At 42.1% G+C, this 23,263-nt stretch carries 20 protein-coding genes; 7 read left to right on the top strand and 13 right to left on the bottom strand.

Annotation, left to right across the window (positions count from 1 at the left end; genetic code table 11):
• Positions 1-207 precede the first annotated feature (207 nt).
• From AC1D0K_RS19200 to AC1D0K_RS19190, 3 genes are all read left to right on the top strand, one after another.
• Positions 208-2,178, top strand: a complete 1,971-nt coding sequence (locus AC1D0K_RS19200; protein ID WP_477396101.1) for a PAS domain S-box protein — start codon at positions 208-210, stop codon at positions 2,176-2,178.
• A gap of 40 nt (positions 2,179-2,218) precedes the next feature.
• Entirely contained in the window at positions 2,219-2,587 is a 369-nt protein-coding gene (locus tag AC1D0K_RS19195; RefSeq protein ID WP_477396099.1) for a response regulator, read from the top strand.
• A gap of 442 nt (positions 2,588-3,029) precedes the next feature.
• On the top strand, positions 3,030-3,401 hold the full coding sequence (locus tag AC1D0K_RS19190; protein ID WP_477396097.1) for a response regulator: 372 nt from the start codon (positions 3,030-3,032) through the stop codon (positions 3,399-3,401).
• Between the two features lie 18 nt (positions 3,402-3,419).
• Here AC1D0K_RS19190 and AC1D0K_RS19185 read toward each other — a convergent pair whose 3' ends face one another.
• From AC1D0K_RS19185 to AC1D0K_RS19170, 4 genes are all read right to left on the bottom strand, one after another.
• Positions 3,420-4,859, bottom strand: coding sequence for a sensor histidine kinase (locus tag AC1D0K_RS19185; RefSeq protein ID WP_477442547.1), 1,440 nt, complete (start codon positions 4,857-4,859; stop codon positions 3,420-3,422).
• Positions 4,860-5,397: 538 nt separating this feature from the next.
• Positions 5,398-6,321 (bottom strand): HipA domain-containing protein, encoded by a 924-nt coding sequence (locus tag AC1D0K_RS19180; RefSeq protein ID WP_477396093.1) that lies wholly within the window; start codon positions 6,319-6,321, stop codon positions 5,398-5,400.
• A gap of 3 nt (positions 6,322-6,324) precedes the next feature.
• Positions 6,325-6,651 (bottom strand): HipA N-terminal domain-containing protein, encoded by a 327-nt coding sequence (locus tag AC1D0K_RS19175; RefSeq protein ID WP_477396091.1) that lies wholly within the window; start codon positions 6,649-6,651, stop codon positions 6,325-6,327.
• Complete coding sequence (locus AC1D0K_RS19170; RefSeq protein WP_477396089.1) at positions 6,641-6,844, bottom strand: helix-turn-helix transcriptional regulator; 204 nt, start codon at positions 6,842-6,844, stop codon at positions 6,641-6,643. The genes AC1D0K_RS19175 and AC1D0K_RS19170 overlap by 11 nt, the downstream gene beginning before the upstream one ends.
• A gap of 1,871 nt (positions 6,845-8,715) precedes the next feature.
• Here AC1D0K_RS19170 and AC1D0K_RS19165 point away from each other — a divergent pair.
• Complete coding sequence (locus AC1D0K_RS19165) at positions 8,716-8,994, top strand: hypothetical protein (protein WP_477396087.1); 279 nt, start codon at positions 8,716-8,718, stop codon at positions 8,992-8,994.
• A gap of 176 nt (positions 8,995-9,170) precedes the next feature.
• Here AC1D0K_RS19165 and AC1D0K_RS19160 read toward each other — a convergent pair whose 3' ends face one another.
• On the bottom strand, positions 9,171-9,983 hold the full coding sequence (locus AC1D0K_RS19160; RefSeq protein WP_477442550.1) for a 3-keto-disaccharide hydrolase: 813 nt from the start codon (positions 9,981-9,983) through the stop codon (positions 9,171-9,173).
• 360 nt (positions 9,984-10,343) lie between these two features.
• The gene (locus tag AC1D0K_RS19155) at positions 10,344-11,180 is read right to left on the bottom strand and encodes a helix-turn-helix domain-containing protein (protein WP_477396083.1); all 837 of its coding nucleotides are present in this window, start codon (positions 11,178-11,180) and stop codon (positions 10,344-10,346) included.
• 94 nt (positions 11,181-11,274) lie between these two features.
• Between AC1D0K_RS19155 and map the strand changes: the two genes are divergently transcribed.
• A complete protein-coding gene (gene map, locus AC1D0K_RS19150; protein ID WP_477442552.1) occupies positions 11,275-12,039 on the top strand; it encodes a type I methionyl aminopeptidase in 765 nt (254 codons plus the stop codon).
• A 49-nt stretch (positions 12,040-12,088) separates the two neighbouring features.
• Here the strand turns inward: map and AC1D0K_RS19145 are convergent, their stop codons facing one another.
• The 6 genes from AC1D0K_RS19145 to AC1D0K_RS19120 form a co-directional block, all read right to left on the bottom strand.
• Entirely contained in the window at positions 12,089-13,117 is a 1,029-nt protein-coding gene (locus AC1D0K_RS19145; RefSeq protein ID WP_477396079.1) for a 2Fe-2S iron-sulfur cluster-binding protein, read from the bottom strand.
• A gap of 64 nt (positions 13,118-13,181) precedes the next feature.
• Complete coding sequence (locus AC1D0K_RS19140; protein ID WP_295718471.1) at positions 13,182-13,793, bottom strand: superoxide dismutase; 612 nt, start codon at positions 13,791-13,793, stop codon at positions 13,182-13,184.
• Between the two features lie 171 nt (positions 13,794-13,964).
• Positions 13,965-14,435 carry a nucleoside deaminase gene (locus tag AC1D0K_RS19135; RefSeq protein ID WP_477396077.1) on the bottom strand — a complete coding sequence of 157 codons (471 nt, stop codon included), beginning with the start codon at positions 14,433-14,435 and terminating at the stop codon, positions 13,965-13,967.
• Complete coding sequence (locus AC1D0K_RS19130; protein ID WP_295718464.1) at positions 14,436-14,771, bottom strand: tRNA-binding protein; 336 nt, start codon at positions 14,769-14,771, stop codon at positions 14,436-14,438.
• A 173-nt stretch (positions 14,772-14,944) separates the two neighbouring features.
• Positions 14,945-15,943: a polysaccharide deacetylase family protein gene (locus tag AC1D0K_RS19125; RefSeq protein WP_477396075.1), complete on the bottom strand. Its 999-nt coding sequence runs from the start codon at positions 15,941-15,943 to the stop codon at positions 14,945-14,947.
• The gene (locus AC1D0K_RS19120; RefSeq protein ID WP_477396073.1) at positions 15,924-16,463 is read right to left on the bottom strand and encodes a hypothetical protein; all 540 of its coding nucleotides are present in this window, start codon (positions 16,461-16,463) and stop codon (positions 15,924-15,926) included. Before AC1D0K_RS19120 ends, AC1D0K_RS19125 begins: the two co-directional genes overlap by 20 nt.
• A 69-nt stretch (positions 16,464-16,532) precedes the next feature.
• Here AC1D0K_RS19120 and AC1D0K_RS19115 point away from each other — a divergent pair, with 69 nt between their 5' ends.
• Positions 16,533-17,264, top strand: coding sequence for a pyridoxine 5'-phosphate synthase (locus tag AC1D0K_RS19115; protein WP_477396071.1), 732 nt, complete (start codon positions 16,533-16,535; stop codon positions 17,262-17,264).
• On the opposite strand, the gene AC1D0K_RS19110 is transcribed toward AC1D0K_RS19115, so the two are convergent.
• Positions 17,247-20,219, bottom strand: coding sequence for a T9SS type B sorting domain-containing protein (locus tag AC1D0K_RS19110; protein WP_477396069.1), 2,973 nt, complete (start codon positions 20,217-20,219; stop codon positions 17,247-17,249). The genes AC1D0K_RS19115 and AC1D0K_RS19110 overlap by 18 nt on opposite strands.
• Positions 20,220-20,343: 124 nt before the next feature.
• Here AC1D0K_RS19110 and gcvP point away from each other — a divergent pair, with 124 nt between their 5' ends.
• The gene (gene gcvP, locus AC1D0K_RS19105; protein WP_477442556.1) at positions 20,344-23,235 is read left to right on the top strand and encodes an aminomethyl-transferring glycine dehydrogenase; all 2,892 of its coding nucleotides are present in this window, start codon (positions 20,344-20,346) and stop codon (positions 23,233-23,235) included.
• The last annotated feature ends 28 nt before the right edge of the window (positions 23,236-23,263 follow it).

Here is a 23,263-nt window from a genome sequence, read left to right as displayed (position 1 = left end):
GTGAGATGCCAAAGCCGGAAATGGAATTAAACTGAAATTTTTGCAGCGGGCATCTGAAAAATTTACAGCTTCGCTGCCAGATTTTCATCGGCCTGGCCTCTTTTAAGGGCTTAAAACCTTTCTGTGTTTTTAAGGTTATTATTAGATTAAATCAAACAAAAAAGCCACTGAACAGATAATGCCGTTTTCTGGCCGCACCGAATAGTAATGGCCAGACTCCAGCATTCACAAGAATTATCAACCCTGCAATCTATATTTGAAGGCATTGACGACGCGATATTTTGCCATGACCTTGATATGCGGATCACCCATTGGAATCCGGCAGCTGAACGGTTATTCGGCTATAGCCATGAGGAAATAATCGATGAATCTGTTTACCTGCTGATCCCGGAGGACAGGCAGCAGGAAAAAATGGACATCATGCGTGATATTATGGAGGGGAAGCAGATCGGGCAATTTAAAACGATTCGCAGAACCAGGGAAGGCGTTGAAATTCCCGTATCTATTACCATTTCGTCTATCAAAGACCAGGAAGGGCAAGTTACAGGATCGTCCCAGGTTGCCCGCAGTATCATCGAAGAAAATGCTGCCGAAGAAAAGCAGGCCAGGCTGGCTGCCATTGTCGCCAGCTCGGACGATGCCATTGTCGGTAAAAGCCTGCAAGGCATCATCACCAGCTGGAATATCGGCGCAGAAAAAATGTTTGGCTATACGGAGCAGGAAGCTATTGGTCAACATATTTCATTACTAATACCGCCGGAGCGTCTGAATGAAGAAGATATAATTATCGGAAACATTCGTGCCGGAAAAAAGGTAGATCATTTCCAGACTATCCGCAGGACCAAAGGGGGACAACAGTTGCACATATCACTGTCGGTGTCTCCCATCCTCAACAAAGCCGGCGAAATCATCGGGGCTTCAAAAATAGCCCGGAACATTACAGCGCAGAAAGAAGCGGAGCGGTCCGTCGCTAAAAACATGGAGCGTATGGAAATCCTTAATTCGATCAGTAAAAGCATTAACGAGGACCTTGATCTGGAACACATTTTACAAAGAGTAACCGATGCCACTACCAGGCTTACCGGCGCGGATTTCGGTGCCTTCTTCTATAACCGGGTAGACCAGGCGGGCGAATCCTATTGGCTTTATACCATTTCCGGTGCGCCACGGGCTGCTTTTGAGAACTTTCCCATGCCCCGCAACACGGCTGTTTTCCATCCGACCTTTAGCGGTGAGGGCGTCGTCCGGGTTGATGACATTACGAAAGATCCGCGTTATGGAAAAAATTCACCATATTTTGGTATGCCCGAAGGCCATTTGCCGGTTGTGAGCTACCTGGCGGTTCCGGTTATTACCCATTCGGGTGTGGTCATCGGCGGCCTGTTTTTTGGCCACAAACAAGCTGGCATTTTTAAAGAAGAGCATGAAGACCTGGTTGTTACCGTAGCCTCACAGGCTGCCGTTGCCATAGATAATTCCAGGCTCTTTGAGGAGGTAAAGGATCTTAGCAATAAAAAAGATGAATTTATCGCCCTGGCCTCCCATGAGCTTAAGACGCCACTGACTTCGATGAGCGGTTTTTTGCAGATATTAGAAAGAATGGTTCCTGATGGTAGTGCCAAAAGTTTTGCAGAAAAGGCACTGAAGCAATTGGCCAAACTCAACGAGTTAGTCAATGACCTGTTTGATATATCTAAAATCCAGGCCGGTAAACTACAGTTGAATTTTGAACCTTTTGATCTTTCGGACCTTTTGGACGAAATAACCGATACGTTTGAGCAGACCCATCCCCACTATAATTTGAAAATGGCGGCAGATGGCGAGCTTTTGATCTCGGGCGATAAGATGCGGCTGGAACAGGTGCTCACCAATTTACTGGGTAATGCCGTGAAGTATGCGCCGGACGCCAGGGAGGTAAGCATGATTGCTATCAGGACCGGGAATGAGATTCGCATCTCTGTGAAGGACCAGGGCCCCGGTATTTTGCCTGAAAACCAGCAGCACATTTTTAGCCAGTTTTACCGTGTTAAAGAGCAGGAGCGAAAGACCTCGGGGCTCGGCCTGGGACTTTATATATCCAAGGACATTATTGACCGGCACGGCGGGAGAATCTGGGTAGAAAGCACCCCGGGCCATGGAGCGACATTTACATTTTCTCTACCAGCTTTTACAAACTAAAACAGCCTTATACACGTATATTAAGTATAACTGAAATTTTATGTCCACGAAAAAAGTGTTTGTTGTTGAAGACGATGAGGACATCAGGTTACTCATTGATTATATCCTAAAAGATGATCTATACCAGGTACAACTGTTTCCAGATGTAAACACGCTTAAAAAGGGCCTTTCCCTGGAATTACCGGCTTTAATTGTACTCGATATTATGCTGCCGGACGGCGACGGCATCGAAATCTGCCGGCAACTGAAGGAGGATGCAGCAACCACCCATATTCCGGTTCTGCTGATGTCAGCACACCGGAGCAAGCGGGAAATGCAGGAAAATGCCCATAGCGACGGATTTGTCAGCAAGCCTTTTGACATCAATCTTTTCAAGGCGAAAGTTGATGAATATATGATGGCTTCGTGATCCGGGAACATGGATGCAAATGCTGAAATATAATATAAATTGTTGTGTCGAGGATTCTTGCTTACTGCATCGGTTTTTGATCAATTCGCCCCATGGCTTATAGTGGGTATAGTTGCCTTTGGCAGCGTCAGCAAAAACGTTGATCCTTTACCCTCAATGCTTTCTACCTGTATCCGGCCGTTACTTCGTCGCTTTCCTTAAACAACTGATTTCAATACTGCTGTCACGTGCAGAAAATTTGGTTGCGTTACTGAGTATAAGGCTCCCGGATGTTTACCGCTATTTCGCAGGCTATGCCCGCAGACATCGTTATAGAACTGAATCAACCTTTCTATGATCAAGAATCCAAATTACGGTAATAAAGAAAGTAATTGGCAATTTCTGATAATAGTTCTTAACTTTAATTATTTCCATTCGAAACTACATCTAATTTGCCTTCTTGATGCATGAAACCATAGTTATTCAGGAAACGGACACAGACGTGATGCGTGCCTTAACAGTTGCACTGGAACTGGAAAATTTCGTGGTTTGTCCCATTGAAAATTGCAAAAGTGACTATATTGATTTAATCGATCAGGCACGGCCGCATCTCGTTATGCTGGACTACAGACTTTCCGGAGATAACTGCATTGATATGTGCCGGGCGATAAAATCGAGATTCCCTTATCTTCCGGTGATTGCGATGAGTTGCAACAGCAATATTCATGAGCACTTCGATAAAGCCGGGTTCGACGCCTATATCAGGAAGCCTTTTGATCTGGACCTTTTATATCTTATTGTTCACAAATATATAAACAAGTCAGAAAAAGAATAAAAACGAGGTAAGGCACACCTAAAGTGGGATGGTAAACCAGAAGGTACTCCCGGAACCGACTTTGCTATCCACCCCTATTGCTCCGCCATGCCTTTTGATGATCTCAGAACTGATAAATAGTCCAAGCCCAAGCCCGGTATATTGAGTATCCAATTTACCCGCCTGATAATGGCGATTAAACAGAAGAGAAAGCTTAGCTTCCGGTATCCCCGGCCCATAGTCTGTAACCGATACTTTTGCTTCCGCCCCGATCTTTTCGATATTGATATTAACTTTCCTGGCGTTCGGAGCATATTTAATGGCATTGCTCAGGAAATTAATAATGACCCTTTCAATGCGTTCGGCATCAGCAGTAACCATCAGGTCTGACGGACCGCTAATGTCTACATCATGGGAACCTTCGAGGCGCAAATGTCCACTGGATTCTTCGATGACCCTGTACAGATTAAATGTCGTCTTTTTCAAGTTAAGTTGATCCTGGTATGTCTTACTGGCATTTAACAGATCATCAACCAGGACAACAATTTTATCCACACTTCGATTGGACTGGGCAACTAACGCTTTTAACCTATCTGGTAAGTCCTCCTGCATCCTGGCCAGAAGCTGAAGGGATGTTTTCAAGCTGGTAATCGGCGTCTTGAGCTCATGACTTGCGATACTTATAAAATCGTCTTTGTGCCGCTCGGCTAGTTTATCCCTTGTGATATCTGCTATTGTTCCCAATACTTTGTCGGCATTACCGTAAGGATCATCTTCTATTTTGCCTTGAAAATTCACCCATTTAAGCGATCCATCCTTTGTTATAAGCCGTAATTGAAGATCCACCGATTTATGGTCGGGCAGTGATCGGATTGCCGATAAGAACTTAGGGCGGTCTTCTTCCCATATCAGTGGCAGATAACTTTCAATCGTCCATTTTGGCTGCAACCTGTCATAGCCAAATAGCTCATCATGCCCTTCGGAACGGTGAACCGCATTGTTTTTTAATGACATTTGCCAAACTGCCATTTTTGAATACTTCAAAGCCATGTCCAACCGTTTTTGACTTTCTTCGAAATCTTTCAGCCCGGTAATGTCATCGAGAACGGTGAACCCATAGGTTTCGCCCTGATCCTCAAAAAGGATAGTTGTAACGTTTACCCATACCAGGGATTTGTCTTTTTTATAAAGGCAGGCCTGAAGTTTAAAAAAAGGGACCTCATTTGACCATAGTTCCATTTGTAACTCATGCCAATGCTTGCGATAGTCTTCACAGGCATGTTCCAGGATCTTGGTTCCTTCAATTTCACTTGCGCTGTATCCCATTAATTCTGCCAGTGCGTCATTGACCTTTAAAATGGTCAGATCTCGCGCAATTATCTTGCTGGCTGCACTGGTACGTTTAAATATGGTATTAAATTTATCGTCGCATTCCCGAAATCTTTTTTCGAAATCCTGGGGATCAGTTTTCTGTTGCATAGACAAACGATTTATCAACTTCTAATAAACACGTTTAAGCCCCAAAGTGTTTGATACCATCCGAAGCAACCATCTCTATTCCTTACCCAACCTGTAAGAAGATTAATTTATAGATTAAAAGCTCTTTTAACAAGGTTGTCTTACCTAATTGAAGGGGACCAGTAACAGCTAAAAAAAGTATTTAATGGAATGATGGAATTAATGGTTTCACAATCAGACGCTGTTGAGCGGTTCACATTTTCCTCGTTCTTAGAAGAAACCACAAAATGGGACTACTGGCAATCCTATCAAGGCCGGCTCAAACAATTGCAAAAGAAATAGGAAAGCTTGTGAACAACCGAGCCTTATTCAACGCTTAAGCAACAAAAGCGCTTAGCCGGATCAAATGTCAAGGGCCAACCGCTGGAAGCGGACACAACGGCCCGCTTGTGTACCCTTGACGTTTGATTCCGGCGTGGGCTATCTTCGCGACTGCGGTGAATAAGGATTTTATTTTTTCTCACCAGGAGGAAAATCCACAATGTATAACTGTGGCTTGTCAATTAAACAACCGTTGCTTTTTATTCCAAATTTCCAGGTATAGTGCCTTTTTTTCGGGGCTCAGGAATGATGCTTCAATCATCTTACCAACCTCCTTATTACCGTAGGAAAATTTGTTATAGGTATTCCGAACGGCGGTTTCAGGTATATTCATACTTCTTGCCAACACATCAAAATCAGATAATCCAATTCTTTTCTTTTTGCCGTTTATTGTCAGGGCCAATTCTTCATCGTCCTGTGGATTAACAAGATTTACATTTAAAAGGTCATAGGCAGGACTTAGACTTACCCCCTCGTCCGTATATAGCACAGAGAAGTTCTTCAGGTGCATATCATTGTTGCCTGTCAAAAAAGAAAATAACACCAGTTCAAAATAAGTTAGCGCATCAAAACCAGTTTGAGTACAGTATTTCAGGATAAGCTTACCGATCTTTTCATAAGATCCCTTGTATTTATTTTCCGTTAAAAATTCAGAAAGCTGGCAGAAATCTTCCATGTGAACCTTATGGCCTTTCACCCGGTCAAATCTACGGGCAAGATAAACCAAACTGCCGTCTGATGCCTCCATTAAAGTATGATCGCAAGTTGGCATTTTAAACAGGCTGGCCAAATGCATAGTCAGATCTTCTGATTGCGGCATTTCTGGAAAACCAGGATGTTGTGGTTTAAGTATGTATTCTCCCCAAAGTCCTACTATAGTCAGACGGTTGTGCTCCTTCGTCTTTTTCAGGGTAACAGAAAGCTTGGGCTGAACTCCGGTCACAGCGATCCTTTCGTTGATGGTCTGTTCGCCCAACGTTTTCAAAAGTTTATTATTCAATTCCAGCTCAGGTACCTTAGCCGTACCAAAAAAACGCTTTGAACATTTTTCATGAAAAGACGATGTACCTGCATCCTGATAACAAAACCAACAATTTGCCATAGCTTAATCTATTTCGGGAATAACCGTTACAGCTCCGATTGCATCCCTGCATGTTAATAGTAATAATTCAAACCGGTCATTGCTTTTGACCTTCCAGTGTTTTGTTGCCAAATCCAGCAGCCAACCTTCCGGTATCAAGCCATCGAAAAAAGCATACAATACTTTACTTTCATATTTCCGGGTTGACAATGGCAGCGTTAAGCTCACCGGTTTTGCGTTTTTATTATCTAAATAATCAGCCTGGTAAGTAAATTCGTAACCATCATCAGTTTCCGCTAGTACACCAGCCAGCGTGTCCTGAAAATACACCAAACCTTTCCTACTCATCATTTTTTACTTTTAATACCACGCCGAGTTCTGCGCCAAATAACATCAACACCTGATTCACTTTATCCATCCGCAATGTTGGTTTTCCCTGTTCCATCTCACGAACGACCCTAAGTCCGACCCCCGCTTTGGATGCCAGGTCTTCCTGTGTGAGATTTAGTGATTTCCGTTTTTTCTTTAAATAATCTGACAACATATATTTATACCCTTTCGGGTACAAATATATGTTAAATTTATTGATTATACCCCATCGGGATCATATAGGCGATTTGTAATTTAATTATACCCTATCGGGATTAATAAGTGTTGTTCGTTGCGTTTTATACCCAATCTGGTTACGATATAATACTTACCAAGTTATGTATAGCTTTCCTACTTGCCTACCTTCACTTTTTCCATTCCGCTTTTTCAATATCAAAAACAGTAAAAACCCCTCAGGTGACATCATCTGAGGGGTTTTATTTTCAGGGCATACGGCTTAAATCAAAACTGTCGTATAATTTCTAAAACTGTCGCAATTTTCTATTATGCGACAAATTTTTATTTTTTTGTCGCAGTAATTGCAAACATGTCGCAATAGGCTTAATTGTGTCGCACAATTAATGATTTCTGTCACATGGATAAGGAAACTGTGAAAAAAGAACTTGATGCCATCAAGGCCGTACTGCAACACCACCAGGAGGGTGCTAATCGAAGATTAATCCAAAAAGTTAGGGGATAGAATGTATATTCCGCTGAAATTGACCAGTGAGTCATAGGTAAATGCAAATCCTGCAAAATCGACTATCCTATTGAAAAAGCACAATTTTATGGATACGACAATTTTCCACAGGCAATACGTTGTTTATTATAGATAGGATAAACGGCAAGTAACCGATTATCTTATTAAATATTAACAGGAAGAAGGCAATGGGTAAATATGTTGGTTTTATTGTAAAAGGTGCCATGCGACAATCCAGAGTAGATGACAAAGCTGTGGAGGATATTGTACACTGAGGTTGAAAATTACTCGCTACCCCCGTTCTTAGTTTGAAACTTTTCTTTATCAAATTGATTGAAAAGGTTGTTGGATTATTTACTCGTTTTTATTAAATTTACCCTTGTAGTTCTTTCAAAATCAATCAATTAATATTAAAATATTCGGTTACCTAATCGGTTACCAAGTGGCATATTAAAAAGATAACTCATTGAATACGTTCAAGATATTGGTATGGTTCGAGTCCCGTCCATTCCGCTAAAAGCAAAAAGCCTTACTGAAAAGTGAGGCTTTTTTGCGTTTAAGCCTTTTTTAAGAGGATATGGAAAAAAAGCGATCAATCGAAAAAGGGATATGTCGGAAAAGCGACACCGACGCGGGCTGAAAACTTTTTCACCTTTTTGTTGTTACAGAAACAGCGATATGCATGGGTTAGAATCCCAATTTAGGTATTCCAATGTGCGAAGCTTTGTTTTATGAAGCATTTTGAAATAAATTTAACCATAAAGGACATTCAAGTCCTTGGAGAATTATCCTATAGCTCTTCTAAAACTCTTTCCCAAAAAGTAAAAAACTCGAACAAATTCCGACACCATCACTGGATTTCACTGGAAGCTTTCTGCGTGTATGTCAATGCAAATTACCGGGATGCTCTGACCATTTTAGACAACCACTACCAAATGTGACTACACTCCCAATCGTAGCTTTTTATAAAACACATAAACAAATTTTTCCGCGGCCTGCAGTCTCCTACGATCCTTCATTCGCCATCAATTTTCACTACTTAAGTGATCGAACTAAAAATTTCATGGGTTTTACGCAGAAAAACTTATCACCTGATTCCCAACAAAGCGAATACCCTAAATCCTGATCTTTCTAATATTCTGAATGCTGATAATGACGCAATAAATTTACTTTTTATTTCCGGTCTGGTGGTGGCAAGTCTGCGCCTTTACCCATAGTTTTAATGGATTATGTAACTTGGAAGTTTTAATGAAAAATACTTTGGCTATCAACTCTTTATCAAAAAATTTGTTATTTGATAAAGAAATAAAGCCAACATAATAATGCTAAGCAAAACGGACAAAATCATGAGAATAAAAAACATCAGTAAAAAAATGGAGCGCGCTAAAGCAATAGGCGCTTACGCTTTGGGTGCCAGGGCAATAGGCGCTGGTGCAACAGGAGCCATTGCGTTGGGGTGCATTGCGATCGGATCAATCGCTATTGGTGCGTTTTATCTTGGTCGTTTATCTGTTAAAAAGGCCTCGTTTGGCGATATGCGTATTGGTAAGCTAACTATTGAGGACCTGGAAATTATAAACAGCAAAATCAATGTTAACGGATGTACCGATGGAAAAAAAATCTAAATAAAGGGACCGACAAAAACGTTAAAAATGAAATCTGCCTGAGCCATCTTTCAAACCCAGGAAACATTATAAAATTATTCTTATATCGTTATTTTCAACAGTTCTGCGAGATTGATGAAAACAAGACGATAACCAAATCTCCAACGCTTCGGGCTTACAGTATTTTTGTTTACTATTTAATTGTCAACATCCGGCAGCTGTTTGATCTCTATGTTCCTGAAATCGACAGGCTGTCCCTCACTTTGTAAGGCGATAAAACCACTGCTTAGTAATTTTCCGTCCTGTTTGTACTTCGGATCGTAACCATGTGCTACCCCGCCGCCTATCGTAGGTCTGGAATATTGCAGTACGGTATCGCCGTTGATGATATGCGTAATTAATTTGTTGCCCTGAACAATCAGTTCCCCCTTTACCCACTGTTCGCCATCATAGGTCTTTGAAGTAGAATTGATACAATGATCGGGCGAGACGCTGCCTTTGTAAACAACATCGGTGCCGGGTGAGCACATATTACCCGTTGGTCTTGGTTTCCCGTCACCGAGGCCGCCTAATAACTGCATTTCTATTGATATTGGCCAATCCTGATCCTTTAGCATTGTCCTGGGATCCTGCGAATGAAACATCATACCGCTGTTAAGGAGCGTGTAGTCTGGTGCGCCTTTTTGTTGTTTACCAACAAAGCGATATTCAAAACGCAAATGATAATGAGAAAATGGCGTTTTGTAATATAAGTGGCCAAACTGATCGTTGAAATCGCCGTACTGGTCATAGCTGATCCTGATCATGCCATCTTCTACCCGAAACGTATTTCCATAATTTTCGCCAACGAGGTGATGATTGATCTTGACAAACCAATCGTTAATGTCTTTGCCATTAAACAGCTTCTTCCAGCCTTTGTCGGCATCGTTGGTGCCAGCCAGCTTTTTTACACCGGTACAACCCAATATGAGGAAGCAGGAAAACATAAAAAGACAGTGCGTTTTTTTCATAGGTGATAAGTGTTGTGCTCTTCTTATTTTATATAAATTGAATTCTTTGTTCAGGTCTTAACCATTCGCCCGGCTATCAATTTCTTAGTTCAATATCCTTAAACAAATGGTTTACTAATTATAAAGGGTCGGTGATTCCACTATACGGGAGATCTCCAATTTATTAAAAGATTTTTTTTGCAAAACATAATCCGAAGTCCGTCATAAATACTGGTTTTTCCGTACCTATTATAACTTTAACGTACAATTGCCTGGGAAAGCTAAATAATTTCATCGAATATGTTTCGAAATTTTTTTCATTTATTTCGATAATCAACATACTATAATTAATACCCGTTAAACACAAATTCTAACAGCATATTAAGCACGATTGCTGTTTTGAAAGAAAGCTTTGGGAGACTGCCCTGAAAAACTCCTAAAGTCTTTGATCAGGTGGTTATCATCATAATAACCATGTTCTAAAGCTGTTTGCAACAGCGCTTTGGGAGATAATGAATCCAAACTGCGATAAGTATTCAAAAAGCGCCTGAGCAATAAATAGTCTTTCGGGGATACCCCGATGTGCTTTTTGAAGTTTCTTTCCAACCATTTGTAGTTTATGCGCACACCGCATGATTTTGCGAGCTCCCTTACGGTGAGGCTCCGTCCCTGTTCAATATGATTAATTACGTCTCCTAATAAATTTGGAAACGCAGTTGCGCATATCCTTTGGGATAAAAAATTAGTTGCTGCTTCAACTTTATGCTCAATAGAGGCATTGCTGTAAAAGTTGTTGTTGAAAACGCCGAAATCATCGGTTACAATTTCCGCGAGATCAAAAACTGGCTTATGCTTAAAAACATTTTCACGAATATTGAACAGCTTAAAAAAAGCAATGGGATTAAAGCGAATAACAAAAAACTCTTCGGTACTGATGGAGGATTCACAATAGACGTTTTTTAGAAGACCACCACAAACCCATGCATTGCCAATATTTATAATATCGCCGTTTAAATTGATTAGAATCTTACCTGCACGGTGTTGCATCAACGTAATTACAGGATAACCATCATTGAAAAAGAGTTGTCTTCCATACAAATCCTGAGTTTTAAATAAATAAAACCCTTCAACAAAATTCCTTAAGCTTTCCGGTGGGCTTATCCTGGTAATAAGCGCGTTATTAGGAGTGTAGATATGTCTAAAAAAATTGATAGGCATAATGCGAATATACCAATTTGTTGATTAGAGAACAGATGTCTAATTTATACTGTCAGCGATAGCTCAAGGTTGATACTTTTGAAACAAAATAGATATGACGATAAATAACGAAAAAGATCTTCAGGGAATGCTGGCCGTTAGCAAAGCCGTTGCCGTGACTTTAAAGGAAATGCGGGCATATACCCAACCTGGAATGAGTACAAAACAATTAGATAATTATGGAGGGCAGGTATTGAGTACTTTCGGTGCGCGGTCCGCTCCGCATCTTACGTACAATTTTCCGGGATTTACCTGCATTAGCTTAAATAATGAGGTGTGTCACGGAATACCCTCAAATGATAGGATTATACAGGATGGCGATGTTATAAACATTGATGTTTCTGCCGAACTGGACGGCTATTGGTCAGATAACGGCGGTTCTTTTATCGTGGGACAGGACATCCATAAAAAAAATCACTTGGTAGATACTTCGCGGGAGATCCTTAAAAAGGCAATTAATAGTATTAAGGGCGGTGTAAAAATCAATGAAATTGGCGGACTGATTGAAAAAGAAGTCAGGAATGCTGGTTACAAAGTGATAAAAAACTTAGGTGGACATGGTATTGGAAGGGGGCTCCATGAACAACCGGACAGTATTTTGAATTACAAAGACAAGCTTGATCAAAGACGGTTCAGAAAAAACAGTGTTGTGGCGATTGAAACTTTCATCAACACAGACTCAACCTGGACTGTAGAGTTAAGTGACGGATTTACGCTTGTGGGCGACAAAGGAGGATTTGCGGTACAACACGAGCATACCATTGTAGTAACAGATGGCTTGCCGATTATCCTGACCGAAGCCAATGGAATTTGGGATTAAAAGGTGATGGATTTTTTGAATAGACACGTTCTTTTAAATTCTCCAGAATCTACTCCCCAAATACAATCACCACATCATCACTCACGGGATGCCCGGTACAGGTGAGGATCCAGCCATCGGCAATATCGGCATCGGTAAGCACATCGTTTTTGATCATTTCTACTTTGCCGCTGAAACATTTGGCAGTGCACGTGGAACACACGCCGTTGCGGCAACTATAGGGCAACGGCACGTTGTTTTGCAGGGCCGCCTGTAAAATGGATTGGTTTTCGCCCACTGCCAGGTCATGCAGTTCATTCCTGAATTTGATCCTGATATTACGCGGCGGAAAGTTAGTAGCAGTACGGGTTACAGCTACGGTTTCCAATACAAAATTCTCCTTTCTAATCCGCCCTGGTTCGATCCCCATATACACCAACGCGAATCTGATCATGCGCATATAAGGAAATGGTCCGCACAAATAAAACTCAGCCTTATCTAATCCAATGGGAACAATCTGGTGGGCAAGTTCTTCAACCCTATCAGCATTGAGCCGGTTAGCCTCGCTGCTTAGCAGGTGGATGATTTTAAACCTTTCGGGGTGCTGTGTTACCAGGAGTTCAAGCTCAGTCTTAAATAAAATGGAGTTTGCATCCTGGTTGCTGTAGATGAGTGTAAGCCTGCTGTTGCCCGGGCGGTTCAACACATATTTAATCTGCGAAAGTATAGGGGTGATGCCGCTGCCTCCAGCAAATAGTAAAATGTCTTTATCCTGTTCATAACGGTTAATGGTAAATCTGCCGGCCGGCGCTAAAGCATTCAGGGTATCGCCCACCTTCATTTTAGTGAGCATAAAGCGTGAGATCTCGCCGTTTGTGATCCGTTTAATGGTGACGGATAATCCTGGCTCATCGGGCGATGAACTGAGCGAATATGACCTGCGGATCTCCTCGTTCCGGTGATTAAACATCAGGGTAACAAATTGTCCCGCCTTGTATTTAACAGGTTCTCCCGATATATTATCCAGGTAAAATGTAGCCGTATCCGGCGTTTCCCATTTTATTTGTTCAATCCTTAACTTAAGTATATCCTCGGTCATGTGCTATAAAAAAGCGGCAGAATGATTTAAATCCTGCCGCTTCAAATTTATGAGCTTAATTGAATTAAGCGATTGCTTTTGTATAAAGTTCAGCAACGTGAGCCCAGTTGATCACGCTCCAGATGCCTGCCAGGTAATCCGGGCGGCGATTTTGATATTTCAGGTAATAAGCATGCTCCCAAACATCAATACCTAAAATAGGCGTACCTTTTACTTCAGCAATATCCATTAATGGATTGTCCTGGTTAGGGGTTGAACAAATAGCCAGTTTTTTATCTGCAGTAACAATTAACCATGCCCAGCCAGAACCGAAACGGGTTGCACCAGCTTCGTTAACTTTTGTTTTAAGATCGGCAATTGAACCGAAAGTGCTTTTTATAGCATCGGCCAAAGCACCTGTAGGTTCGCCGCCACCGTTTGGAGAAAGCAAAGTCCAGAACATAGTGTGGTTAAAGTGACCACCGCCGTTGTTACGTACCGCAGGCGCAAATTTCGAGATGTTTTTGATGATATCCTCGATGCTGCTGTCAGCTTCAGGCTTACCCTCAAGGGCTTTATTTAAGTTAGTAACGTAAGCCTGGTGATGTTTACCATGGTGAATTTCCATGGTCAGTTTATCAATGTGCGGTTCCAATGCATCAGTAGCGTAGGATAACGCCGGTAGTGTAAATGCCATAATTACAATTTTAAAGTTTAATGATTGTGATGTAACAAATATAAGAGTAGAATTTGCTTTTTGTTCTAATTTAATGTCAAGTTTTAAGTCCATAGACGATAGACCATTACCCATAGCCAGAATCAAAACATAATTACCATGGACGATGGTCTATCGTCCATGGACTTCCCACTACTTCCGCTTATTCCTAAAAAAGTTCTTCACCAGTTCAGAGCATTCATTTTCGCGGATGCCGCCGGTGATAACTGTTTTAGGGTGGGTGATCTTTTGGTTAAGTCTGCCGAAACCCAGCTTAGCGTCATAGGCTCCAAAAACTATCCGGCTCACCTGGAACCAATAGGATGCACCGGCGCACATTACACAGGGCTCCATAGTTACATATAGTGTACAACCCGGCAGATATTTACCGCCCATAGAGTTGGCGGCAGCAGTAAGGGCCTGCATTTCGGCATGGGCAGATACATCGCTCAGGCGCTCGGTAAGGTTATGCCCCCGGCCAATGATCTTGCCGCCATAAGTTACTATGGCGCCAATAGGGATCTCATCTTCTTCCAGGGCGTAGCGGGCTTCTTTTAAAGCTTCACCCATAAAAAACTCATCGGGAGAAACAGCAGGTTCCTCCTCAAAATTTATATATCTCATTTAAATCAGTTTACTGCCATTCGGCACGGGTTTATCAACTGCAGCCAAAACTATATCGCCATTTTCATCAGCAAAGCCAGTCACCAAAAACTCTGACATGAACTTGCCAATCTGCTTTTTAGGAAAATTGATCACGCCAACTATCTGCCTCCCCTGCAATTCCTCCTTAGTATAATGCCTGGTGATTTGCGCGCTTGACCATTTGATACCAAATTCGCCAAAATCAACTCTTACTTTGAAAGCCGGTTTGCGGGCCTCAGGAAAATCAGCGACTTCCAGGATGGTGCCCACCCGTAATTCTACTTGCTCAAAATCATGCCAGGTAATGGTTTCCATAATGGCAAAGGTAAAGTAGAATCAAGAGACAAGAATCAAGAATTAAGATTTTTTGTTGCGTTCGCAACAGGTGAAACACCTCAAATACACAGCTACTTAAAGATCAATCAATTAAGAATTGTCGTAAAATACAAAACGCAACAAAAACGCAACACTTTCCTTTCCCCGAAGGCTTATTGCCCCTGAAACTCCTCGTCTACACTCTCCCGCAGATCGTACAGAAGCCATTGTTTATTAGCGATAGCGCGTGTTTTTGATTGCAGCAGCTTTATAAAATCATTAACACCGGTAGGTTCGTTACCATTGCCATGTATCAGTACAATACTGCCGGCTTGCGGCTGTTGCCCTTTGGCCAGCCAGGCATCCGTACCTACAGGGATCAATCCAAAGTCGGTTATCTTATATACCAGTTGCTGGTCTGACACCAAACCCGGGAATCTGAAAAACACAGAGGGTTGCAAGCCATTTTTAAGCATGGCTTTCTCCGTTTCTAACACTTCGTAGCTGATATCGGTACCCGGTTCCAACAGGAAATTTTCCTTAAGCGGCGCTTTCATGCTCACGCGATGGTTAAAAGAATGATTTATCCAGGTGATATAAATCTCGTGCTTTTGCTGCATTTGCTTTAGCCATTCCAGATCTTGCGGGTGCTGGCGCATCCAGATCCCGGTAACGGATAAGGCTACAGGCACCGGGCGTTCCACCTTCTTAAATTCATTAAATATATCTGTAAAAATGCGCTTATCTAAAGGGCGGTGCGAGGGGCAAAGATCAGCCGTTAAACTGATGCCGGTTTCCTTGGGTACACCGCTCTCAATACCAGCATCCTGAATGGCTACCGATTGTTTTTCGGCTTTGCGAAGTGCTTTTTGATAGGGCGTATTTTTAAAATATTCGCGGGCTTCGCTTATACCCATCGACTTAACCTTGTAAAAGCCAGGTTCGTCAATTTTGGTTTCCAGCGTTTGCGGGTTTACCAGCAGGAGATAGTTTTTTCCCTCGTTTTCAAACTGGCGCAGTATCATCCAATCTTGCGGAAAATGGTGCGCCCATCCATAAAACACTTTGTAGTTTTCTATTTTACGGTAATTGGCCTGGGCAAACACGTGTTGTTGCAGGCCCCCCAAAATTAAAAGTACGAACGTAAGAAATTTAAGCTTTTTGTAGTTCATGTTTGTTTGCATTCCAGTTTTTGCCGGTTAGTACAGCACTTATAACCAGCAAGATTAGGAAAATGATTAAAATATTAAATATAATATGGCTGAACGGATCTGATAGCGGTGTTTGATTTACTTGTTTCGGGGCATGGCCTAAAGCTGATAGTGGCGGATATATCGTTAGGCCTCCTGATGACGATGAAGTCATTCTATCAATACTAAGCGCAAGTTTGTACACCCTTAGTAAGATCAGCACATTTACAAATACTCCCGCAACCAGTATTATGTTTACCGCTCTTTTTGTAAAGCGACCGGCTATTGCCCGGATCAAATAAACCAAAACTAACAACACAAAAAATGGCGGAAATGTAAGTATCCACCATGAAAACTTACTTACAATGTAGGTATCATGCAGGTTGATATCAAGCGTTGAATAGCCAAACAGCATACTGCTAAAAAATAATGACAATGCTGTTGTAAGGATGAAGATGCCTAACAATATGATCAGCTCTGTGATTACAGGTTTCCATTTCATGATTTAAATATAAACTTATCTCCTAATAATAGGTTTATTTATAAGTAAATGATGTATTAACTTTGCCTCATGACCCGTTTATCTGTCAACATCAATAAAATAGCTACGCTGCGTAATTCGCGCGGAGGTGATAATCCTAACCTGGTACAGGTTGCCAAAGATTGTGAACGTTTTGGAGCGCAGGGCATCACCGTGCACCCACGCCCCGATGAGCGCCACATCCGTTACCAGGATGTTTTTGACCTGAAGCAAATTGTTACCACCGAGTTTAACATTGAGGGCAATTGCCAGGAACAAAAATTTATCGACCTGGTACTGGCCAACAAGCCCGAGCAGGTAACTTTGGTGCCCGATATTCTGGGTCAGATCACTTCCAATCATGGTTGGGATACTATTACCAACTATCATTATTTAAAAGATATGATAGCCGTTTTTAAAGAAGCCGGCATCCGTGTTTCTATTTTTGTTGATCCCATTGCCGAAATGGTTGAAGGAGCTGCCAAAACAGGTACCGACCGCATCGAATTATATACCGAAGCCTATGCCACCCATTACCACCAGGGCAAAGAACTGGCTGTAGCGCCGTATATCCAGGCTGCTAAAATAGCACATGATGCAGGCCTGGGCATCAATGCCGGGCATGATCTTGATTTGCACAACCTTAAATATTTTGCCCAAAACGTTCCCGGTTTGGATGAGGTAAGCATCGGTCATGCACTTATTAGCGACGCCTTATATTACGGACTGGAAAACACCATCCAAATGTATTTGCGGCAGCTGGCTTTACCTGATAATGGTTAAACTACCCGATAACAGATTACAGTTTTTATTGAGGTTGATGATATAAAAGTAGGAGCCATAGGGTAGTGGCTTGCCATTATAACTACCGTTAAAAGGCTGCGTATACCCTTTTGACTCAAATAGTTTTTGCCCGTTGCGGTTAAAAATCTGAACAACCGCCTGCGGGTAATTTTCTATACCGTCAATCTTCCAGTAATCGTTATGACCATCGCCATTAGGGGTAAAGGTGTTGGCAATATTGATGGCAGAAAGACTTAAAACAGCCTCGACAGGTGTACGGAGGCTTTCGCAGCTGCCAGTCGCTTGTGTAATATAATAGGTAGTATTTCCTGTCACGCTTACTTTAAATGTTCCATTAGTTTGCTCGGCAATGGGCTGGGGGCTGTCGGCCGTTGCATATAAACGATATGTATTGCCTGCAACCGGGTTATTTACCGATATCAGCGCATCGCCCGGAGTACATAACTGTATGTTGCCCGCTAAAGGAGGCTGTACAATATTAGTTTGGGCGTTTATGGTGAAGCTGGCGGTAACCGGGCTGCATCCGGTTACATCATTTACAATTAATTTATAATCGCCGGCGCCCACACTTGTTAACGATGGCGTTGAGGCCACCGGTACATCCTGTTTATACCAGGCGTAAGTATAAGGCGGATTGCCACCGCTTACTTGTACGTTTTGAATACTGCCTGTTTTTAAGCCACATTCATCTGGTGTTTTCTGCACCGTATTCGAAACTACCTGTAGTTGCGCAAATTCATTGATGGTAAAGCTTTTATATAAACTTTCACAATCATTCTGATCGGTTAAGTAAAGAGAATATGTACCTGGCGGCCGGTCGGTTAGCTTATTACCTGTCCAAAGGGGTTGCTCCTGGCTATCTTTCCATAGCAGGGATTTAACCAATGCATCCGTAGTTATAGAAACAGATCCATTACTTTGGCCATAACAAGCGTCTGCTTTAACAAAGGGATAATCGGGGTAATGTGTTGGCGAGTTTTCATTGATCTGGTAGGGGCCTGTAGTGATACTGCAACCAAAATCGTTTGAAGCGGTAAGAGAATATGAGCCTGCGGGCACATCTTCCAGGTCAGCTTTTTTTCCTTTTATTTGATTATTGGCATCCCTCCACTCAAACTTTGTGGCTTCTGGTGCAGTAATACCCTTAATTGACCCGGTTGCCTTATTGCAACCCGCATTTATTTTTTTGAGGTTTGTATAATTAAACACGATCTCTGTTGATTCAAGCGTTATTGGCTTCGAAAATGCTGAGCCGCAACCTGTGCCTTTCACTTCTAACGTGTAGGTGCCTGCAGGTACATCCGTTAAATCCAGCTTTGTACCAACTTCAATATTATCATTGTTTTTCCAACTAAAGGTGTACGTATCCGTGTTCGGCCCTAAATTATAAAGCTTGATGTTTTTTATGTAACCATTGGTAGAATTACAGTTTGCCGGCCTCCTTACTATTTCACCATCATCGATATTTAAAAAGAGAGACGATATGGTAAAATTTGACGTGCTTTTACCAAGCGTTGCTGATGCTATTACAGTTCCGGTTATAAGACCATTATAACTCCAATTGCCTTTAGCATCTGCAGTTACCGATGCAAAATATGTTTCGGGCAAACAAGTGCCGCATTTATCGCTATAAAACAATTCAACAAGCGAATTTGGCGTAGCTGTACCCGCCACCGATGTATTAGATATTTTAGTAAGTTTAACCTCGGGGTAGGTAAAAAAGCCGGAACTGCCGAAATGCATAGGCTGTTGATACGGAGCACATGAAAAGCTATTTTTGTTCACTGTAGCATAAACGTAATCAAATATCCAAACAGGTATACAGTTAGTAACGTAGTTGGCATCCGCCTGGCTGCTACTACCTATAGTTATTTGGCCTGCATCTCCATTTAAAAATATTCCTCCTGTTTTAAAACTTTTTTGGCGGGCTCTATCAGTGCCAATATAATTTCTCATAATGGTTACATCACGACCAATATTACTTATATAAATTGCCATACCAAACACGCTTTGAGCAGTTATTACATTATCCTCAATGTATATTGTGTTTTTACTATTTGGCGTGATAGATTCAATATTTATACCTGTCGATTCGACGAATGACTGGCTAACAAAATAATCAACTCCAACTTTATTATTGTTTACAATTATGGTAGCCGGAGCAGAAATATAATAGTCTTCCGGGCTTGTAGAATCGTAAACGTTTCCCTGATAAATAAACAGCCCTTGCGTAAATACGTTACCTTCGGCTGCGGTGCCGCCAATTATAACTTGCCCAATTACAAAAAAAAGAGCACACTGGTCTGTCTTATTTACAGACAATGTTTGACCGTCAGGGGCGATGCCAAAGAAATTTGCTTTGATTGTAAGGTTTTCGAAAAATTTTATACCCGGGCTGTCGGATTTATTTACTATCAATGGATTATAAAATCCAAAGAATACATTTCCCTTGCCTGCCGCTCCAATTTGTATATTTTTATCGCTTGCAAGTTCAATTCCGTTCCATGATTTTATTGTTAGGGCACCCGTTACATCTGTGAGATTGTTCACATACATTCCGTAAACTTCCACATCGGTTTGATTAACAATTTTTAAACCTGATATATCCTGATCCAAAGGCAATTTATAAGCAAGGCATACTTTAGCATCGCTAACACCAAATTTATTACCCGGTTGTGTACTACCGTCTAAAACTAAATTCGAGGATATATCCGGCAACTGGGTAAGCAAGTTTATCGTCCTTCCTCCCACACTCAAATCCGGCAAATTAAAATTGATATAATCTTTCTCCGTACTACCATTAGCCGCAGCCAAAGTCAAAGCCTCCCGCAATGTTCCCGGCCCGCTATCAGCATTGCTGGTAACTACAAACACCGCGGCAATACAGGTATTTGTTATAAATATTAAAAACAGGATAAGGATTAAGCGATGCATATGGTAGTCAAGGCACTAAAATACAATAATTGCCTGTAAACGTTTTGTCAATATCATATTACGCGATTGTTACTCATATTGTAAAACCGTACCTTTGTGGCAAATTTAAGGGGACGACTACTTCATGAAGCTTAACGCAGATTACCAGGAACAATTCCAGTCAAGGCATATTGCTCCAAATGAGGCCGATACGGCAAAAATGTTAAAAACCATCGGTGTTAATTCACTTGATGAATTGATAGCGCAAACTGTACCAGACAGGATCAGGCTTAAAAAACCACTCAATTTACCACCCGCAAAAAGCGAATTTGATTACCTTACTACTTTAAAGCAAACATCTTTAAAAAACAAGGTTTTTAAATCATTCATTGGTAAAGGTTATTATGATGTGATTGTGCCGGGCGTTATCCAGCGTAACATCCTCGAAAACCCGGGATGGTACACCCAGTATACGCCTTACCAGGCCGAAATTGCGCAAGGCCGTTTACAGGCATTGCTAAACTTCCAAACCATGGTAATTGACCTTACGGGGATGGAAATTGCCAACGCATCATTATTAGATGAGGGTACCGCCGCTGCCGAAGCGATGTTTATGCAGTACAGCCTACGCAAAAATACTGCTGCCAACGTGTTCTTTGTATCCGAAGAGCTGTTCCCGCAAACTATTGATATTTTAAAAACCCGTTCTGAGCCTTACGGCATCGAACTGCAAATAGGCGACCACCGCACTGTTGAACTAACAGACAATATGTTTGGTGCTATAGTTCAATATCCGGCCGGTAATGGCGCTGTTTATAACTATACCGGTTTTGCCGCTAAAGGTCACGAAAAAGGTATTAAACTAACTGTTGTTGCCGATATCATGAGCCTGGTGCTGTTAACGCCTCCGGGCGAGTGGGGTGCCGATATTGTTGTTGGCTCAACCCAGCGCTTTGGTGTACCAATGGGCTTTGGCGGTCCGCATGCGGCATTCTTTGCCACTAAAGATGAATATAAACGCTCTATCCCAGGCCGTATCATTGGTGTAACTATTGATAGCGCAGGTAATTACGCTTTGCGTATGGCTTTGCAAACCCGCGAGCAACACATCCGCAGGGATAAAGCAACTTCAAATATTTGTACCGCGCAGGCATTATTGGCTATCATGGCTGGTATGTATGCGGTATATCATGGCCCGCAAGGCGTTAAACTTATTGCCGAAAGGATTCATGGCTTAACCGTACTATTGGCTAAAGCCCTGGGCGAACTAGGTTATGAGCAACTGAACGAATCATACTTTGATACGTTGAAGTTTGATGTTGCCCACTTAGCTGGTCCAATTCATTCTGAGGCATTAAATAACGAGATGAACTTTAGTTACAATGGCTCAGTTGTAACTATTTCTGTTGATGAAACTACATCAGCAGAGGATATCAAAACCATAGTAAGGTTTTTTGCCAAAGTATTGGGCAAAACGCTTAGTGATGTTGATTTTGACGGATTGAAAGCCGGTTTGGAAACTGTTATTCCTGTTGAATTACAGCGTACATCAGCTTATTTAACACACGCATTATTTAACACGCATCATTCAGAACATGAAATGCTGCGTTATATCAAATCATTAGAGGCTAAAGATCTTTCGCTTTGCCACTCTATGATCGCTTTAGGTTCATGTACCATGAAACTAAATGCAACCACCGAAATGGTACCGGTTACCTGGAGCCATTTCAGTAAAATTCACCCATTTGCACCAACCGACCAGGTAGGTGGCTACATGCAGCTGTTTGATGAAATCAACAATTGGTTAAGTGAAATTACCGGCTTTGCAGCTATGAGCTTACAGCCAAATGCAGGCGCGCAAGGTGAATATGCCGGCTTAATGGTGATCCGCGCCTACCACCGCGATAGGGGCGATAACCACCGTAATATCGCTTTAATCCCATCATCAGCACACGGTACCAACCCTGCATCAGCAGCTATGGCCGGTATGAAGATTGTGGTTGTTAAATGTGATGATAACGGCAACATTGATGTTGCTGATATGAAAGCCAAAGCCGAGCAGTATAAAAACGAACTATCGTGCTTAATGGTTACCTATCCATCTACTCACGGCGTATTTGAGGAGTCGATTATCGAAATCTGTGATATTATTCACCAGAATGGTGGCCAGGTTTATATGGATGGCGCCAACATGAACGCGCAGGTAGGCTTAACCAGCCCGGCTAATATTGGCGCTGATGTTTGCCACTTGAATTTACACAAAACCTTCTGTATTCCGCATGGTGGTGGCGGCCCCGGTATGGGCCCTATTGGTGTGGCTAAACACCTGGTTCCGTATTTACCAGGCCATGCTGTGGTTGATATTGACAGGGGTAAATCTATCCACGCTGTATCTGCTGCTCCATGGGGTTCGGCTTCTATCCTCATCATCTCTCACGCTTATATCGCTATGATGGGCGGCGAAGGTTTGACCAATGCTACCCGTTATGCCATACTAAACGCTAATTATATTAAAGCAAGATTGCAGGACCACTTCCCGGTACTATATACCGGAGCTAATGGCCGTTGCGCTCACGAAATGATATTGGATTGCCGCTCGTTTAAATCGTTCGGTATCGAGGTTACTGATATTGCCAAACGCCTGATGGATTATGGTTTCCACGCGCCAACTGTATCCTTCCCGGTTGCAGGAACGGTTATGGTGGAGCCTACAGAATCTGAGCCTAAACATGAGCTTGACCGCTTTTGCGATGCCATGATCGCTATTCGTCATGAAATTGCTGATGTAGCAAATGGTGTGTTAGACAAAACAGACAACCCATTGAAAAATGCACCGCACACCGTATCGGTAATTACCGGCAACGAGTGGGAGCATCCATATACCCGTCAAAAAGCAGCATTCCCGCTTCCTTATGTGGCCGACTTTAAATTCTGGCCATCTGTGGGCAGGGTAAATGATACCTATGGCGATAGAACACTGATCTGCTCATGCCCTCCGTTAGAAGAGTATGAGTTTGAAGAAAGTGTGATTGAATAAATTTACAGATTTTCATCTGCGCCCTGGC

It is taken from the genome of Mucilaginibacter sp. P1_A3, from assembly GCF_056406855.1.
This window is presented reverse-complemented; position numbering and strand designations above follow the sequence as displayed.

Coding starts and splice junctions, on each gene's coding strand:
- AC1D0K_RS19195 (WP_477396099.1), top strand. CDS start 2,219: ATGTCCACGAAAAAAGTGTTTGTTGTTGAAGACGATGAGGACATCAGG.
- AC1D0K_RS19115 (WP_477396071.1), top strand. CDS start 16,533: ATGACCCGTTTATCTGTCAACATCAATAAAATAGCTACGCTGCGTAAT.
- AC1D0K_RS19175 (WP_477396091.1), bottom strand. CDS start 6,651: ATGATGAGTAGGAAAGGTTTGGTGTATTTTCAGGACACGCTGGCTGGT.
- map (WP_477442552.1), top strand. CDS start 11,275: ATGACGATAAATAACGAAAAAGATCTTCAGGGAATGCTGGCCGTTAGC.
- AC1D0K_RS19165 (WP_477396087.1), top strand. CDS start 8,716: ATGAGAATAAAAAACATCAGTAAAAAAATGGAGCGCGCTAAAGCAATA.
- AC1D0K_RS19155 (WP_477396083.1), bottom strand. CDS start 11,180: ATGCCTATCAATTTTTTTAGACATATCTACACTCCTAATAACGCGCTT.
- AC1D0K_RS19125 (WP_477396075.1), bottom strand. CDS start 15,943: ATGAACTACAAAAAGCTTAAATTTCTTACGTTCGTACTTTTAATTTTG.
- AC1D0K_RS19185 (WP_477442547.1), bottom strand. CDS start 4,859: ATGCAACAGAAAACTGATCCCCAGGATTTCGAAAAAAGATTTCGGGAA.
- AC1D0K_RS19200 (WP_477396101.1), top strand. CDS start 208: ATGGCCAGACTCCAGCATTCACAAGAATTATCAACCCTGCAATCTATA.
- AC1D0K_RS19190 (WP_477396097.1), top strand. CDS start 3,030: ATGCATGAAACCATAGTTATTCAGGAAACGGACACAGACGTGATGCGT.
- AC1D0K_RS19145 (WP_477396079.1), bottom strand. CDS start 13,117: ATGACCGAGGATATACTTAAGTTAAGGATTGAACAAATAAAATGGGAA.
- gcvP (WP_477442556.1), top strand. CDS start 20,344: ATGAAGCTTAACGCAGATTACCAGGAACAATTCCAGTCAAGGCATATT.
- AC1D0K_RS19140 (WP_295718471.1), bottom strand. CDS start 13,793: ATGGCATTTACACTACCGGCGTTATCCTACGCTACTGATGCATTGGAA.
- AC1D0K_RS19160 (WP_477442550.1), bottom strand. CDS start 9,983: ATGAAAAAAACGCACTGTCTTTTTATGTTTTCCTGCTTCCTCATATTG.
- AC1D0K_RS19130 (WP_295718464.1), bottom strand. CDS start 14,771: ATGGAAACCATTACCTGGCATGATTTTGAGCAAGTAGAATTACGGGTG.
- AC1D0K_RS19110 (WP_477396069.1), bottom strand. CDS start 20,219: ATGCATCGCTTAATCCTTATCCTGTTTTTAATATTTATAACAAATACC.
- AC1D0K_RS19135 (WP_477396077.1), bottom strand. CDS start 14,435: ATGAGATATATAAATTTTGAGGAGGAACCTGCTGTTTCTCCCGATGAG.
- AC1D0K_RS19170 (WP_477396089.1), bottom strand. CDS start 6,844: ATGTTGTCAGATTATTTAAAGAAAAAACGGAAATCACTAAATCTCACA.
- AC1D0K_RS19180 (WP_477396093.1), bottom strand. CDS start 6,321: ATGGCAAATTGTTGGTTTTGTTATCAGGATGCAGGTACATCGTCTTTT.
- AC1D0K_RS19120 (WP_477396073.1), bottom strand. CDS start 16,463: ATGAAATGGAAACCTGTAATCACAGAGCTGATCATATTGTTAGGCATC.